The sequence below is a fragment of the Mesorhizobium sp. BAC0120 genome (genome assembly GCF_033542235.1).
Lineage (GTDB): Bacteria > Pseudomonadota > Alphaproteobacteria > Rhizobiales > Rhizobiaceae > JAWRCU01.
Genome location: NZ_JAWRCU010000015.1, coordinates 18,999 through 33,783, shown reverse-complemented (window position 1 = coordinate 33,783; position 14,785 = coordinate 18,999). Strand labels below are relative to the sequence as shown.

13 protein-coding genes and 1 pseudogene are annotated in these 14,785 nt (G+C 64.5%); 9 read left to right on the top strand and 5 right to left on the bottom strand.

The window, feature by feature from the left end; translation table 11 throughout:
• Positions 1–49 precede the first annotated feature (49 nt).
• A complete protein-coding gene (locus tag SAZ10_RS26190; protein ID WP_318612361.1) occupies positions 50–616 on the bottom strand; it encodes an NADPH-dependent FMN reductase in 567 nt (188 codons plus the stop codon).
• Positions 617–1,045: 429 nt separating this feature from the next.
• On the opposite strand from SAZ10_RS26190, the gene SAZ10_RS26185 reads away from it, so the two are divergent.
• The 6 genes and pseudogenes from SAZ10_RS26185 (at position 1,046) to dhaK (ending at position 6,094) form a co-directional block, all read left to right on the top strand.
• Positions 1,046–1,921 (top strand): sugar phosphate isomerase/epimerase, encoded by an 876-nt coding sequence (locus SAZ10_RS26185; protein ID WP_318612360.1) that lies wholly within the window; start codon positions 1,046–1,048, stop codon positions 1,919–1,921.
• 1 nt (position 1,922) lies between these two features.
• Positions 1,923–2,528 (top strand): dihydroxyacetone kinase subunit DhaL, encoded by a 606-nt coding sequence (gene dhaL, locus SAZ10_RS26180; protein ID WP_318612359.1) that lies wholly within the window; start codon positions 1,923–1,925, stop codon positions 2,526–2,528.
• Positions 2,525–2,926, top strand: coding sequence for a dihydroxyacetone kinase phosphoryl donor subunit DhaM (gene dhaM / locus SAZ10_RS26175; RefSeq protein WP_318612358.1), 402 nt, complete (start codon positions 2,525–2,527; stop codon positions 2,924–2,926). The genes dhaL and dhaM overlap by 4 nt, the downstream gene beginning before the upstream one ends.
• 3 nt (positions 2,927–2,929) lie before the next feature.
• Positions 2,930–3,232, top strand: a complete 303-nt coding sequence (locus tag SAZ10_RS26170; RefSeq protein WP_318612357.1) for an HPr family phosphocarrier protein — start codon at positions 2,930–2,932, stop codon at positions 3,230–3,232.
• A 233-nt stretch (positions 3,233–3,465) separates the two neighbouring features.
• Positions 3,466–5,071: pseudogene (gene ptsP / locus SAZ10_RS26165) on the top strand (phosphoenolpyruvate--protein phosphotransferase).
• A 36-nt stretch (positions 5,072–5,107) separates the two neighbouring features.
• Positions 5,108–6,094: a dihydroxyacetone kinase subunit DhaK gene (dhaK, locus tag SAZ10_RS26160; protein WP_318612356.1), complete on the top strand. Its 987-nt coding sequence runs from the start codon at positions 5,108–5,110 to the stop codon at positions 6,092–6,094.
• Positions 6,095–6,098: 4 nt separating this feature from the next.
• Here dhaK and SAZ10_RS26155 read toward each other — a convergent pair whose 3' ends face one another.
• Positions 6,099–6,887, bottom strand: coding sequence for a helix-turn-helix transcriptional regulator (locus tag SAZ10_RS26155; protein ID WP_318612355.1), 789 nt, complete (start codon positions 6,885–6,887; stop codon positions 6,099–6,101).
• A gap of 91 nt (positions 6,888–6,978) precedes the next feature.
• Here SAZ10_RS26155 and SAZ10_RS26150 point away from each other — a divergent pair, with 91 nt between their 5' ends.
• Complete coding sequence (locus SAZ10_RS26150; protein ID WP_318612354.1) at positions 6,979–7,755, top strand: class I SAM-dependent methyltransferase; 777 nt, start codon at positions 6,979–6,981, stop codon at positions 7,753–7,755.
• Positions 7,756–7,961: 206 nt separating this feature from the next.
• On the opposite strand, the gene SAZ10_RS26145 is transcribed toward SAZ10_RS26150, so the two are convergent.
• Entirely contained in the window at positions 7,962–8,687 is a 726-nt protein-coding gene (locus SAZ10_RS26145) for a class I SAM-dependent methyltransferase (protein ID WP_318612353.1), read from the bottom strand.
• Positions 8,688–8,844: 157 nt separating this feature from the next.
• On the opposite strand from SAZ10_RS26145, the gene SAZ10_RS26140 reads away from it, so the two are divergent.
• Positions 8,845–9,867, top strand: coding sequence for a ribonuclease Z (locus SAZ10_RS26140; RefSeq protein WP_318612352.1), 1,023 nt, complete (start codon positions 8,845–8,847; stop codon positions 9,865–9,867).
• A gap of 378 nt (positions 9,868–10,245) precedes the next feature.
• Here the strand turns inward: SAZ10_RS26140 and SAZ10_RS26135 are convergent, their stop codons facing one another.
• Both SAZ10_RS26135 and SAZ10_RS26130 read right to left on the bottom strand, forming a co-directional pair.
• Complete coding sequence (locus SAZ10_RS26135; protein WP_318612351.1) at positions 10,246–12,705, bottom strand: FAD-dependent oxidoreductase; 2,460 nt, start codon at positions 12,703–12,705, stop codon at positions 10,246–10,248.
• Between the two features lie 116 nt (positions 12,706–12,821).
• Positions 12,822–13,700: a phosphotransferase family protein gene (locus SAZ10_RS26130; protein ID WP_318612350.1), complete on the bottom strand. Its 879-nt coding sequence runs from the start codon at positions 13,698–13,700 to the stop codon at positions 12,822–12,824.
• 314 nt (positions 13,701–14,014) lie between these two features.
• Between SAZ10_RS26130 and SAZ10_RS26125 the strand changes: the two genes are divergently transcribed.
• Positions 14,015–14,785, top strand: coding sequence for a DeoR/GlpR family DNA-binding transcription regulator (locus tag SAZ10_RS26125; protein WP_318612349.1), 771 nt, complete (start codon positions 14,015–14,017; stop codon positions 14,783–14,785).

The window sequence follows — 14,785 nt, the reverse complement described above, 5'->3', positions numbered from 1 at the left end:
ATAGTGCAGATCGCAGGCAACACCAAGCGGCGGTAGAGAACGCTACACCCTACTTTGTACGGAGCGGCTTCAGCGCCTCGGTCCAGCGCAAGAGCTCATCGAGCATGGTCCTGGCGGTGCCTTGCACCATGTCGCCTGCCGTGAACTTGCCGGCCTCGTCGATCGACTGGCGGACATGGACCATCACGCCTTCGGGGATCGGCATCACCTTCACCGAGGTGAGCAAGTGCCTGAGCATTTGCGCGGCGCGCAGGCCGCCTGAGACGCCGCCATAGCTCAATATGCCCGCAGGCTTGTAACCCCATTCGTGGTAGACAAAGTCTATTGCGTTGATCAGAGAAGGCGGCGCGAAAAAATTGTATTCCGGCGTCACGAACACATAGGCATCCGCGGCGGCAACGCTGGCGCTCCAGGCGGCCGTGTGCTCCTTCTTGTACTCGCGTGTCCGCGGATGATTCGGCTCGTCATAGACCGGCAGCCGAAACTCATCGAGATCGACAAGCACCGGCTCGAAGCCGCCATGCTCGCGCGCGAAGCCTTCGAACCATTTGGCGATGACCGGCCCGACACGGCCCGGCCGCGTGCTGCCGACGATCACGTTGAGTCTTGGCGCCATTGGTCTCTCTCCTTCTTATTGTGAGGGCGCCGGTGAAATAGGTCGGCTCTCATCGGGCCGGCAAGAAGGCACAAACATGAAACCGTGAGGCGCGAGGCCGGGTTCCCGGCTGGGCTGAATGCCACGATCTATCCAGTGGCTTGATGCGGTTTGCCGAGATGCCGGTGACGAGACGTTTGAGCCTATACCTCATGTCTCAGCGAATGAACGCAGTCGTTATTAACTTCTGTCTGGTCCTACCAGATTGACTTTTATCTGGTCCTACCAGATCAATTCCTCCGTTACGGTGCAGCACAAGGCGGCAACCGCATCCAAGGGGGAGGAACTACGATTGATTTTGACGAGAAAAGAGGCGCAGCGGATGCGGCAGGCGTCCTTCGGGCGACCCCCTCCCCGTAAATGGCAGGAAGGGAATGCGGGGGCTGCGCGATGAAGATCGGCTTTTGCATGTTCCTGTGGACGACGAGCGTCGGCAAGAAACACGAGCCTCTGCTCAGGGATATCAAGGCGACCGGCTATGACGGCGTCGAAATTCCGGTTTTCACCGGCACGCCGGACGACTACCGGCGGCTCGGCGACATGCTCGACCGGATCGGGCTCGCCCGCACCGCCGTCTCGGCAATGAGCGATCCGTCGATGAACCTGATCTCGCCGGTTGTCACTGCACGCCGAAAGGGCATCGACTACATGAAATGGGCGATCGATTGCAGCGAGGCGCTCGGAGCGAAATACCTGTCAGGCCCGCTGCATTCGACGCTCGGCCGTTTCTCGGGCACGGGGCCCACCGCCGCGGAGAGGAAACGCTCGGTCTCCTCACAGCGGTCGATCGGCGACCATGCTGCGGCGAAAGGCGTGACGATCGGGCTCGAGGCACTAAATCGCTTCGAGTGCTACCTGTTCAACACGATGGCGGATCTGTCGGTCCATATCGACGAGATCGGTCATCCGAACATCAAGGCGATGTACGACACTTTTCACGCCAATATCGAAGAAGCCGATCCGATCGGCGCGTACACCAAACATGTGCGAAACATCGTTCATGTCCACATTTCGGAAAATGATCGCGGCGTGCCCGGGCGCGGCAACATCCCTTGGGCCGAGACCTTCGCGGCGATCCGCAGGAGCGGTTATGATGGCTGGCTCACCATCGAATCCTTCGGCCGCGGCCTGAGGGATCTGGCGGCCGCCACCAAGGTGTGGCGCGATTTCGCGGAAAGCCCGGAGGCCGTCTACCGCGAAGGCTACGCTCACATCAGGAAGGGTTGGAGGAAGGCGGCGCCGGCCGGAAAGGTGATGACCGCATAGCATGACGGCAGCGAGCATCGATCTCAAGGGGTTGATCGCAGCGGTGGCGGATGTGATCGCCGCTCACGCCGACGAGCTCACCGACCTCGACCGGGCGATCGGCGACGGCGACCATGGCCTCAACATGAAGCGCGGCTTCGAGGCCGTGCGTGCGGATGCCGCTATCGCGGAGAAGCCGCTGCCCGATGCGCTGAAGGCGGTCGGCACGAAGCTGGTGATGACGGTCGGCGGCGCCTCGGGCCCGCTCTACGGAACCTTGTTCCTCGCCCTCGGCAAGGAGCTGCCGGCCGAACCCGACCGCGCAAGCTTTGCGGCAGCCTTGACCAAGGCAGTCGACGCGGTGGCGGCGCGGGGCAAGTCCGAGCAGGGCCAGAAGACCATGCTCGACGTGCTCTATCCCGTCGCGCTGGCGTTCGCCGCCGACAGGTCGATGGCCGAGATCGTCACGATAGCAGAGGAATCGGCCGTGGCGACCAAGCCGATCAAGGCCACCCGCGGCCGCGCTTCCTTCCTGGGCGACCGCTCGATCGGCCATGTCGACCCCGGCGCGCGCTCGAGTGCGCTGATCGTCCGCGCTGTGGCGGAAGTCATCGGAGGCGCTGCGTGACGAATGTCGGCATCGTCATCGTCTCGCATTCGCCCAAGGTCGCCGAGGGCACGGCCGATCTGGTGCGCCAGATGGTCGGCGAGGAGGTGCAGCTCGCCTGGTGCGGCGGCGACCCGGGAGGTGGGCTTGGCACCAGCGTGGAGGCGATCATGGCGGCCATCGACCGTGCCTGGTCGGAAGCGGGCGTGGCGGTGCTTGTCGATCTCGGCGGCGCCCAAACCAATAGCGAGATGGCAATCGAGATGATCGGCGAGCCGAGATCGGGGAAGATCGTCATCTGCAAGGCCCCGATCGTCGAGGGTGCCGTGGTGGCAGCTACCGAAGCCTCGAGCGGCGCGGCGCTGACGGAAGTGGTCGCGGTCGCCCATGAGCTCGCGCCGGCAAATGAACGGGGATGATGCATGACGGGCACCGCCGAAGCCAAAGTGACCGTCGCCAACGAGGTGGGTCTCCATGCCCGCCCGGCAGTGAAGCTCGCCAAGCTCGCCAAGAGCTTTCCGGCGCGCGTCGAGATGGCTCTGTCCGCAGAGGGCCCATGGTTCGACGCAAAAAGTGTCGTCAAGGTGATGGCGGCCAGAGCGCCCAAGGGCGCAGTGCTCCACCTCCGCGCTACCGGCGAGGGCGCGAGCCAGGCGGTTGAGGCGCTCGTGGACCTGGTCGAGCGCAAATTCGACGAGGGCGAGGCGCATGCGCGAACGGCTTGATATGCGCCTGCTAACGTTAATGGCCGGCGCCCTGTCGCGCCCCCCTCTGTCCTGCCGGACATCTCCCCCACGAGGGGGGAGATTGGCTGTCATCATTGGTGTCGCCAATCTTCGACGTTCGAGGTTGGCGAAACCTAAGCGGCCGTCCAATCTCCCCCCTTGTGGGGGAGATGTCCGGCAGGACAGAGGGGGGCAACGTAGGGCGCTGTCTTCTGCGAATCGAGAGCTGGACTGTGGCTGACGAATCCGCGCATCGGCCTTCACGCCTCCACCTCACCGGCATCCCCGCCTCACCCGGCTATGCCGAAGGCCCGCTGTTCCCGCTCGAACGTTCGCATTCCGAATACGTCTCGCGGGGCGACCGCGAAGCGGAAGCCGAAGCGCTGCGCAAGGCGATTGGGCATGCGACCGCGCGCATCGGCACGCTCAGCCTGACAGCCTCCGGCGAGAGCGCAGCGATCCTGGAATTTCAGGTCGCCATGCTGGAGGACGAGGCGCTCACTGGCCCGGCTTTCGCTGCGATCGGCGACGGCATGGCTGCCAACGCCGCCTGGATCAGCGCGATCGACGCCGAGATCGCTGGCTACGAGGCGTCCGAAGACGGCTATTTCCGCGCCCGCGCCGCCGACCTCAGGGACATTCGCGAGCAGGTGCTCAGCGCGCTCGTCGAGGGCGAGGAAAAACATGCCCCGCCCGGCGCGATCCTTTTCGGCGAGGACATCGCGCCGACGCGCTTTCTCGAAACCGATTGGAGCCGCGGCGGCGGAATTGCGCTCACTGCGGGGAGCACGGCGAGCCATGTCGCCATGCTCGCCCGCGCGCGCGGCGTGCCTATGGTGGTGGGGCTTGGCCGCTCGCCCATGACCGTAGACGGGCAGGCGCTGCTCGATGCCGAGCACGGCGGCATCATCGTCAAGCCGAGCGCGGTGGATATAGAGAGCTTTCGCCGTTCCTCGCACGAATTCGAGATGCGGCGCGCCCGTGCCGAGGATCTCCTCACGCGCCCTGCAATGACGAAAAATGGAGAGCCGGTGCGCATCGAGCTCAATATCGCGGCCCCCTCCGATGTCGAGACGTTCGACATTGCGACCTGCGATGGCATCGGTCTGATGCGCACGGAATTCCTGTTCAACAAGGGCCCACCCGACGAGGAGACGCAATACGTCGCGTACCGCAAGGTGCTCGAATGGGCTTGCGGCAAGCCGGTGACGATCCGCACGGTCGATGCCGGCGGCGACAAGCCGATCCCGGGATTGACCATAAAGGAGAGTAACCCGTTTCTTGGCCTGCGCGGCATCCGCCTTTCGCTCGCCCGGCAGGACGTCTTCCGTGCAGGTTCGAGCACTGCTTCGCGCAGCAGTGCATGGCGATCTGAAGGTCATGTTCCCGATGGTCGCGGTGCCAGAGGAATATGAGCACGCCTGTGCGCTTTTCGCAGAAGAGGCCGGCAATCTCGCACGCGAAGGCGTGCCCCACAAAATGCCGCCGCTTGGCGTCATGCTGGAAGTGCCATCCGTTGCGATAGCGCCTCGTGGGTTCGCGGATGTAGCCTTCTTCTCGATCGGCTCCAACGACCTCACGCAATATGTGATGGCTGCCGCACGCGACGATGCCAATGTCGCGCATCTGAACTCGGTGCAGAACCCTGCCGTGCTCGCGCTGATCGCCCTCATCGCCGACTTCGGGCGCGAGCACGGTATCCCCGTCAGCCTGTGCGGAGACGCCGGCGGCGATCCCCGCGCCATCCCTGCGCTGCTCAAGGCAGGGCTGCGCGACTTCTCGGTTGCGCCGGCGCAGCTCGCAACCGCCAAGGCGGCAATCGCCGAGCTTGCGGTGTAGGCGAGGCAAGAGGGTAAGGCAATCAGGGAGGAGAACGTGAAGAAGCTGATCAACGCCGTCGAGAACATTCTGACGGAGAGCCTGGACGGCTTCGTTGCCGCCCATTCCGACATTCTTGTGATGGGAGAGGGCCACAAATTCCTGCGCCGCAGGAATCTCAAGCCCGGGAAGGTGGCGCTGATCTCAGGCGGCGGCTCCGGTCACGAGCCGTTGCATGCCGGGCTGGTCGGTCACGGCATGCTCGACGCCGCCTGCCCCGGCCAGGTCTTCACCTCGCCGACACCGGATCAGATGGTGGAGGCGGCACAGACGGTGGATACCGGCGCCGGCGCGCTCTTCATCGTCAAGAACTATGAAGGCGACCGCATGAATTTCGATATGGCGGCCGAGCTCACGGAAGGCGCCTTGCAGATCCTCGTCAATGACGACGTTGCGGTCGAGGGCTCGCTGTATACGACCGGGCGCCGCGGCGTCGCCGGCACGCTGGTCGTCGAAAAGATCGTCGGCGCGGCAGCGGAGGAAGGCAGGCCGATCGCCGACCTGAAGGCGCTGGGCGACAGGATCAACGCAGCGACGCGCTCGATGGGCGTGGCGCTCACTTCGTGCACCGTGCCCGCAGCCGGCAAGCCGACCTTCGAGATCGGCGAGGACGAGATGGAGTTCGGCGTCGGCATCCATGGCGAGCCCGGCCGACGCCGCGACAAGCTCAAAAGCGCCGACGCCATCGCCGAGGAGATCTGCACGGCGATCACCGGCGATCTCGGCGAGCACGCGAAGGGCAACGCGCTGCTGTTCGTTAATGGCTTCGGCGGCACGCCGGCGATGGAGCTCTATCTCATGTATAACAGCGCAAGGATGCTGTTCGAGAAGCGGGGCGTCAAAATCGTGCGCTCGCTCGTCGGCAACTATGTGACGTCGCTCGATATGGCCGGCTGCTCGATCACCCTCGCGATGCTCGAGGACGAGGCCGTACGGCTCTGGGACGCGCCGGTGCACACGGCAGCGCTGAGATGGGGGATGTGACGGCTCAGCTCGGCGTCAGTATCGTCAGCTTGTAATCAGCGTGCCCGGCAAGCATGAACGTCACCTGCTGGTAGCGCACGAGGCCGTCCTGCGGATGGTTGAATGTCCTCTCGCCCCCTTCGCGGCCGAGCACCCCGTGCTCGTCCCAGAAACGTTCGAAGTTCTGGCTTTGGCTTCTAAGCTCGGTGATGAGCAGGCGCACGGCCGGGTCGTCCAGATGGGCGCTGACATCGGCGCGGAACTCCGCGACGACGCGCCGGGCGCGGGTCTCGTAGTCGCTGATCAGTGAACGGGCCGCGGGTTCCAGGAAGATGAAGCGCAGGAGGTTGCGGTCGGCCGGTGTGTCGAGCCAGCCCACGAACAGCCGCTCCGCCTGCCGGTTCCAGCTTCGGGCGGTCCAGCTTCGGTCGAGGATGTAGGCCGGTGCCGCGATCAGGTCGACTGAGGCCAGCGTCGCCGCAGGAACGAGACTGATCTCGCCTTCGCCCTGGCTGGGATCACGCTTGCCTGCGAGCTCGAACAGATATGCCCGCTCGGCGCGGCCAAGCCTCAACGCTCGCGCAAGCCGAGCCAGGGCCGCCACGGAAAGCATCATGTCGCGACCCTGTTCCAGCCATGTGTACCAGGTGACGGAGAGCCCGCAGAGCTGCGCCACCTCCTCCCTTCTCAGCCCGGAGGTCCGACGCCGCGGTCCCGCCGGCAGCCCCACATCCGCGGGCTTGAGCCTCTCCCGCTGCGCCCGGACGAAGTCGCCCAGCTCGCGCTGCTGCTGCCTGGATTGCGTAGCGATCATGGTGGATTTTCATACCAGTATAAAATTGGTCCTCACACCAGTACATGGCCGCTGATATGCATGCAATCGAACGAGCCAGCGAGAGCAAGCAATGTCCGACGGAAAAAGTCACGAAACCTTGGTGGGCGGCCAGTTTGGGTCGCGTGCCGAAGCCTATCTCAGGAGCAGCGTACATGCGCGCGGCGCCGATCTCGACGCGCTGGCGGCGCTGATTGGCGAGCGACAAGATGCCCGGGCGCTCGATCTCGGCTGCGGCGGCGGCCATGTCACCTTCAACCTCGCGCCACGTGTACGCGAGGTCGTGGCCTACGACCTCTCGCCCGAGATGCTGGAGGTGGTGGCGCGAGCAGCACGGGAACGAGGCTTCGACAACGTCACGACCGAGCAAGGCGTGGCCGAGAAGCTCCCTTTCGCCGATGCCAGCTTCGATATCGCGTTGAGCCGCTTCAGCGCGCATCATTGGCGGGACTTCGGGGCCGGCCTGCGCGAAGCGGCCCGAGTGCTCAAGCCTGGCGGCATGGCGGTCTTCATCGACAGCGTGTCGCCCGGCGTGCCGCTGCTCGACACGTATTTCCAGACGCTCGAGATGCTGCGTGACTGCTCGCATGTGCGCAACTATTCGCGCGCCGAGTGGGAAGCCTCGCTCGCCGGCGCCGGGCTCCTGGTGCGCGCGACCAGTCATTTCCGCCTGCGCCTCGATTTCGCGAGCTGGGTCGAGCGTATCGGAACGCCCAAGGTCCAGGTCGACGCCATAAGGGCGCTGCAGACCTCCGTCTCGGAGATCGCCACGCGCCACTACGAGACCGAGCCGGACGGGAGCCACTCAATCGATGTCGGGCTCTTCCAGGCGTTCAAGCCCGGCTCGTGAACGGCCTATGGCGTGAGGGCGACGGGCGGCTTCGCTCCGACCGGCCCAGGGCAATCGCATATGGCGCGGCGCTGGTGCCCCCCTCGCCCTTATGGGGAGGGGGCACCAGCGCCGCGCCTTCCATATGCGATCGCGACGGGCGAGAGGTGGTTCGCGAAGCGAACCGGAGTGGGGGTCGACCTCATAGGCGATCGCCCCGTCCAGCCTCACGCCAGAGGACGTGCCTTCAGCCAGAGAAAGAGCGGGAACCGCGACCATCTCTCGATGTGGCTCGGGCCTTCGCCAGGGGTCGGCACAGGCTCGCGGACAGACGTTATGGCCAGGCCAGCCGCCTCGAGCGCGGCCGCATAGGCTTCCAGCGGCTGCGACCAGCCGGCAAAATGCATCTTGAGACCATTGCGCTCTTCCACGTCTTCAAAACGCTGCCGCCCGTAGTAGCTGGCTTTGACGACAAAAGGAGCGTCCGGCTCGTCCCCGTCGAACCGCCCATGATCGGCGAGCGGATGGACGACCGAGATGATCAGTTCGCCCGCCGGGCGCATCACGCGCCTGATCTCCTTCAGCGCCGAGGGAACATCTTCGACGTCCATCAGCATGTTGTAGGCGACGACCAATGGGAAGCTGCCGGCCTCGAACGGAAGGTCGATCGCGCTGGCGACCACATATTCGTGCGCGGAATCGGCCGCCTCGGCGGCAGCAATGAAATCCGCGACGGGATCGCAGGCCGTCACGCGGTATCCCAGCGCTTTCAGTTCGCGCGAAACGCGCCCTTCCCCGCAGCCGACATCCAGCGCTTCGCCGCTGCCGCGGCCGACAAATTTGGCGAGAGAGCTTCGGTAAGACCAGAACGCGTCATGGTTCGGGGTGCGCGCCCAGGCGATCCATTCGTCGGCAAAGCGGGACCAGTGCTCCTGATCGGCCCTCTTATCCATCTCAACTTCTCCCTTGGTGGCAGGGTGGCCTCTTTACGCGTGAGGCGATAGGTTTTCCACCCTTGAGACAAGTTATGCGGGCATGCCGTCGCCCTGCCGTGACCGTTCGCAAGCCGCGCCGGCCTCGCCTCATCAGCCTTCCCTCGGAGCAAGGTCCGTGCCTGATCTGATCCAGCCGAAGCTCGTAAATGAACCCTTCTCCGATCCCGTTCTCTTCCTGGATTTCAGATTCCGCCGGCGGGCGCTTCTTTTCGACCTCGGCTACCTCACGCCGCTTTCCACGCGCGAGATCGTGCGCGTGAGCCATGTGTTCGTCTCGCACATGCATATGGACCACTTCGCAGGCTTCGACCGGCTGCTCCGCTCGGTGCTGTATCAGCCCGTCAGCCTCCATTTGACGGGTCCGCCGGGCATCGGGGACGCGGTCGAGGCCAAGCTCAAGGCGTATACCTGGAACCTGCTCGGCGCCCACTCGACCGACCTCAGCCTTTCCGTCGCCGATTGGACGCCCGCCGGCTTTGTCCGGCAGAGCCTTTTTAGGGCTCGAAGAGCATTCGCGCGCGAAGAGACGGAGCCGCCGCAAACCGCTGCCGGTATCCTGCTGGACGATCCGGAGTTTCTCGTCGAGGGAGCGATGCTCGACCACGGAATCCCGTCCCTGGCCTTTGCATTCCAGGAGAAGATGAGGGTCAACGTCCACAAGCCGCGTCTCGACGAACTCGGCCTGGCGGTCGGCCCCTGGCTGACCAAGGCCAAGCATCTGGTCAGGCGCGGCGATCCGCCGGAGACCGAGATCACGGTTGGCGACCGCCAGGTCTCGCTGGATGAGCTGACCGAGGCGGACGCCCTCAATATCGGGCCCGGCCAGCGGATCGCCTATGCGACTGACCTAGCCCACACGCCGGAGAATGTAGCGGCCGCCGTCAATCTCGCGCGGAACGCCGACCGGCTCTACATCGAGGCCGGCTACCTGGATCAGGATCGCGAGCTGGCCGCGTCGCGACGCCACCTGACCGCAGCACAGGCGGGCGACATCGCCCGCTCAGCCGGTGTAGCGCGGGCTTTCCCGATGCACTTTTCTGCCCGCTATCTCGAAAAGGAAGATGAGCTGAGGCGAGAATTCGAGGAGCATTTCACCGGCCAAGCTGTCGTCGAGGCTGGTACCAATCATAAAGTTTGATCGTTGGCGCTGCCCCCGTGAAACGGCAGGGCAATCGCATTTGGGAGGTGCGACGGATAGGGTCGGCGGGACAGTACCCCCCCTGTCCTGTCTCTGTCCTGCCGGACATCTCCCCCGCAAGGGGGGAGATTGGCTGTCATCGAGGGTTTCGCCATTCTCCAAGATTCGCGATCTGCGAAACCAAGGCGGCCGTTCGATCTCCCCCCTTGGGGGGAGATGTCCGGCAGGACAGAGGGGGGTGCGGGGCGCGCCAATCCAAGCCAGAGAGGCTGGCATCTGCTTCGGCTGACCTGTCAAGGTAAGAGCCGAGGCACCCCCACCCTGCCCACAAGCGGCAGGGGATCACCAGCGCCGCGTCACATGGGCCGCCTTTGCCATTCACCCCTTCACCCGCTCTCCCTTGGGATCATACAGCGGCTGCAAGTGAAGCTCCGCCTTCACCGGCTGCATCGCGACCACCAGCTCATATTCGCCGTCTGTCAGGAACGCATCGGTGACGCCGTTGCCGTTGCGCACATAGCCGAAGCCGATATTGGCGCCGACGGTGTAGCCGTAGCCGCCCGAGGTGAGGTAGCCGACCGGCTCGCCGTTCCTCAGGATCGTCTCGCGGCCGAGCAGCACCACGCCCTGATCTGCCGCCGTGAAGGCAACTAGCCGCTTGGTCGGCGCAGCGTCCTTCATACCCTCCAGCGCGCGGCGGCCGAGAAAATTCTTGTCCTTGCTGAGCTTCACGGCCCAGCCGAGCCCAGCTTCCAGGGGGGTGTCATTCGGCGTGATGTCCGAGCCCCAGGCGCGATAGAATTTCTCGAGGCGCAGAGATTCCAGCGCCCGGTAGCCGACCGGACGAACGTCGTATGGCTTGCCGGCCTCCATCAGCGCATCGAAGACTTTGCCGGTCGCGCCGATCGGCACATGCAATTCCCAGCCGAGCTCGCCGACATAGGTGACGCGCAGCGCGCGCACGGTCTGACCGGCGATCGCGATCTCGCGGACATGGCCGAATGGGAACGCGGCGTTGGAGACATCGGCCCCGGTCACGCCGGTAAGCACGTCCCGCGCCTTCGGCCCCATCAGCGACAATGTGCCGAACTCTTCCGTCACGTCGTCGAGCCTGGCGTCGAGTCCCCTGCCTATATGGTCGCTGATCCAGCCGAAATCATGCGTGCGGAAGCCCGTGCCGGTGACGATGTAGAAGCGCTCTTCCGCAATCCGCGCGATCGTGAGGTCGGCCTCGATGCCGCCGCGCGAGTTGAGGAGCTGCGTGTAGGTGAGCCGGCCAGCAGGCTTTGCAATGTCGTTGGCGCAGATCCAGTCGAGCGCCTTCAGCGCATCCTTTCCCGAAAGCTCGTATTTGGCGAAGGACGACTGGTCGAAAATGCCGACCTTCTCGCGCACATGCCGGTGCTCCTCACCGACCGGTCCGAACCAGTTCTGCCGGCCCATGGAATAGACGTCCTTGGGCTCGACCCCCTCCGGAGCAAACCAGTTCGGCCGTTCCCAGCCGAGCTTGGAGCCGAAGACCGCGCGGTGCTTCTTCAGCCGCTCGTAAAGCGGCGAGACGATGCGCGGTCGGCCGGTCTCATATTCTTCATGGGGAAAGGCGATGGTGTAATGCTTGCCATAGGCTTCCAGCGTGCGCTCGCGCACCCAGTCGCGGTCGCGGTGGAGGTTCGAGAAGCGGCGGATGTCGACCGTCCAGAGGTCAAGCGGCGCCTCGCCGTTCACCACCCATTCCGCGAGCGCCCAGCCGGCGCCGCCGCCCGACGCTATGCCGAAGGCGTTGAAGCCGGCACCGACGAACATGTTGGCGCATTCGGGCGCGAGCCCGAGGATGAAATTGCCGTCCGGCGTGAAGCTCTCGGGCCCATTGACCATCTGCTTGACGCCGGCCTTCGCGAGCGCCGGAACGCGGGCAATAGCCTCAGTCATATGCTGCTCGAAATGATCCCAGTCGTCATCGAACAGCCGGAACTGCCAGTCGTCCGGGACATCGCCGCCGGGCAGACCTGTCGCCCACGCCTCGGGGTTGGGCTCGTAGCCGCCCATCACCAGCCCGCCGACCTCCTCCTTGAAATAGGTGCGGCGGTCGGGATCTCGGATGGTCGGCGCGTCTGGGGCCAGGCCCTCGATCCTTTCGGTAACGATGTACTGATGCTTGACCGGCTGGAGCGGCACGTTGACGCCGGCCAAAGCGCCGACCTGCCGCGCCCACTGGCCGGCGCAATTGACCGCCTTCTCGCAAGCGATGTCGCCCCGGGTCGTCTTGACCTTGACGATGCGGCCGTCCTTCATCTCGAAGCCGGTGACGCGCACATCCTCGAACAGTTTCGCGCCATGCATCCTTGCGCCCCTCGCGAGCGACTGGGCAATGTCGGAGGGGCTCGCCTGGCCGTCGGTCGGCAGCCAGGAAGCGCCGATAAGGTCGCCGGTCTCCATCAACGGCCACATTCTCTTTACCTCGGCTGCCGAGATCAGATGCATTTCCATGCCGAAGCTCCTCGCCGTGGTGGCGAGCCGCTTGAACTCCGTCCAGCGATTCTCATTGGTCGCCAGGCGCAGGCAGCCGGTCATCTTCCAGCCGGTCGCGAGCCCTGTCTCGGCCTCGAGCCCCTTGTAGAGGTCGACCGAATATTTGAGCACGCGCGTGATCGAGGCGGACGATCGCAACTGACCGACAAGACCGGCCGCGTGCCAGGTCGAGCCCGAGGTGAGCTTGCCCTGCTCGATCAGAACCACGTCCGCCCTGTGGTCGCGGGCAAGATGATAGGCCGTCGAGCAGCCGATGATGCCCCCGCCGATCACGACGATCTCGGCATGGCCGGGAAGGCTCGTGTTCATGACTCAAGCTTCGCCCGCTTGGCGCCCCGCAGAGCCCCCTCTTGCCTGCCGGCAGGCCGGATGGGGCTGCGAAGAAGCAGCTGCGTTGCAGATTCAGTTTGCGCCGTCATCTCAAGTCACGACTTTCCATAGGCTGAGTGATAGGCGTCCAGCGCCGCGTCGAGCCGGCTGAGATTCTCGTCGGTATAGGCGACGTAGTCGACGCCGGGCGCGTCGAGATGGAGCTCGGAGACCATGCTCCACATCGCCTCGCGCAGCAGCGAAGCGCATTGCATGGCCGCATGCGAACGGCGGATCTCCGCGCTCGGAGCGCTGCCGAAATAGGCAGCGAGCAGCATCTCGGATTCCGCCGCAGTCATGCTGGCATTGGAGGCCACACCCGCAAGGTCGAACATCGCGGTCGAGAAGCCGGCATATTCGAAATCGATCAGCCAGAGCCGCTTGCCGTCGTCGAGGAAGTTCGCCGGCAGGAGGTCGTTGTGGCCGAAGACGATCGGCAGCGCCGTCTGCGCGGCCTCCAGCTCTTCGGCGAGCGCAAGGTAGGAAGGGAGCGCCCGCGTCATGCGACTGTTGGCCGCCTCCAGCGTGCGCGCATAATCACGGATTACGTGGAACGGCCAGAACATGAAGCCCGCGCCGGAGACGTGCCTCGGCATCTCTTCATGGAAGCTGCGCATGATGCGGGCAATGCGCTTGATATTGGCGCGCACGTCCTCAGCGCCATAAGTCTTGGCGCCGAGATAGGCTGTCACGATGACCCCCGGCTCGGAATAACGCACTTCCGGCGCGAAACCGGCCTGGGCGGCGGCGCGCGCAGTCATGATCTCGCGTTCCCGGAAAACATGGTGGAACGGATAATCCTTGCCGAGCCGCACGACATGACGCCCGACGCGGTCCTTGACCAACCAACTCTCGTTGGAGAGACCGCCCTTCAACGGCTCGATGAAGATCGAGCCTCGCCAGATCGGCAGAGCGCGAATGAGGTCTTCCGACATAGTCACATCCGGCCCCGGGATGCCGGATCCGCGGTTGCCTGAATGAGAACGAAAGGATCGGCCAGTCGGTTCACGGGCCAGCAATTTCGGCAGCCTTATGACCAAAGTCAACGCCACTCTGTTGGTTTTTGACTGTTTTGCTTGCACCCAACCATCGCGATCGGCAAGATCGAGCAGGTTCGGGCAATTGATGGAATACCAACAATATCGTTAGAACACCAACAATCTGGCGGTCCCGAGCGACGACGCAACGGAAATGGTGATGGGGAAGCAAACAGTCTATTCCTGCGTCTTCGGTCAAAGGCATCGGCTCGATGGTGACGAAACATTCCAGGCGACACGCGGAAATTCTTCGCCTCGTCGGCGAGGCAGGTACGATCACAATCGCCGATCTGGCGTCACGGCTCGAGGTCTCGCTGGAAACCGTGCGCCGTGACGTGAAGCCGCTGACGCGCGACGGCGCAGTGCTGAAGATGCACGGCGCGATCGGGCTGCCCTCCTTCGTCGGCGAAGCGCCGTTCGAGCGGCGCATGCGCGAGAATGCCGACGCCAAGCGCGCCATCGCCAAAGCCGTCGCCGCAACGATACGTGACGGCGAGTCGATCATGCTCGACACCGGTGCGACGACGAGCTTCCTTGCGCGCGAGCTGATCAACCATCGCCGGCTGACCGTCGTCACCAACTCATCCGATATTGCCCGCACGCTGGCGACGGTAAATGGCAACAGAGTCTACATGGCAGGCGGGGAACTCAGGAGCGAGAGCGGCGCCTCATTCGGCATGTCGGCCATCGAGTTCGTCAGCCGCTTCAGCGTGACCCATGCGGTGATCTCGATCGGCGCCGTGGATGCCGGCCGGGGCATCATGGACTACGACCTCGACGAGGCAGAATTCGCGCGCATGGTGCTGACGCGCGGTTCGCGCCGGATGGTGGTCACCGACCACACCAAATTCGGCCGGCAGGGGCTGGTTCAGGTCTGCGGCTTCGACGGCTTCGACGAGCTCGTCACCGATATCGCCCCGCCAGAGAACATAGTCGCTGCGCTCAGGGAAGCAGGAGCTCGGCTGACTGTGGCGGGCGCCTGA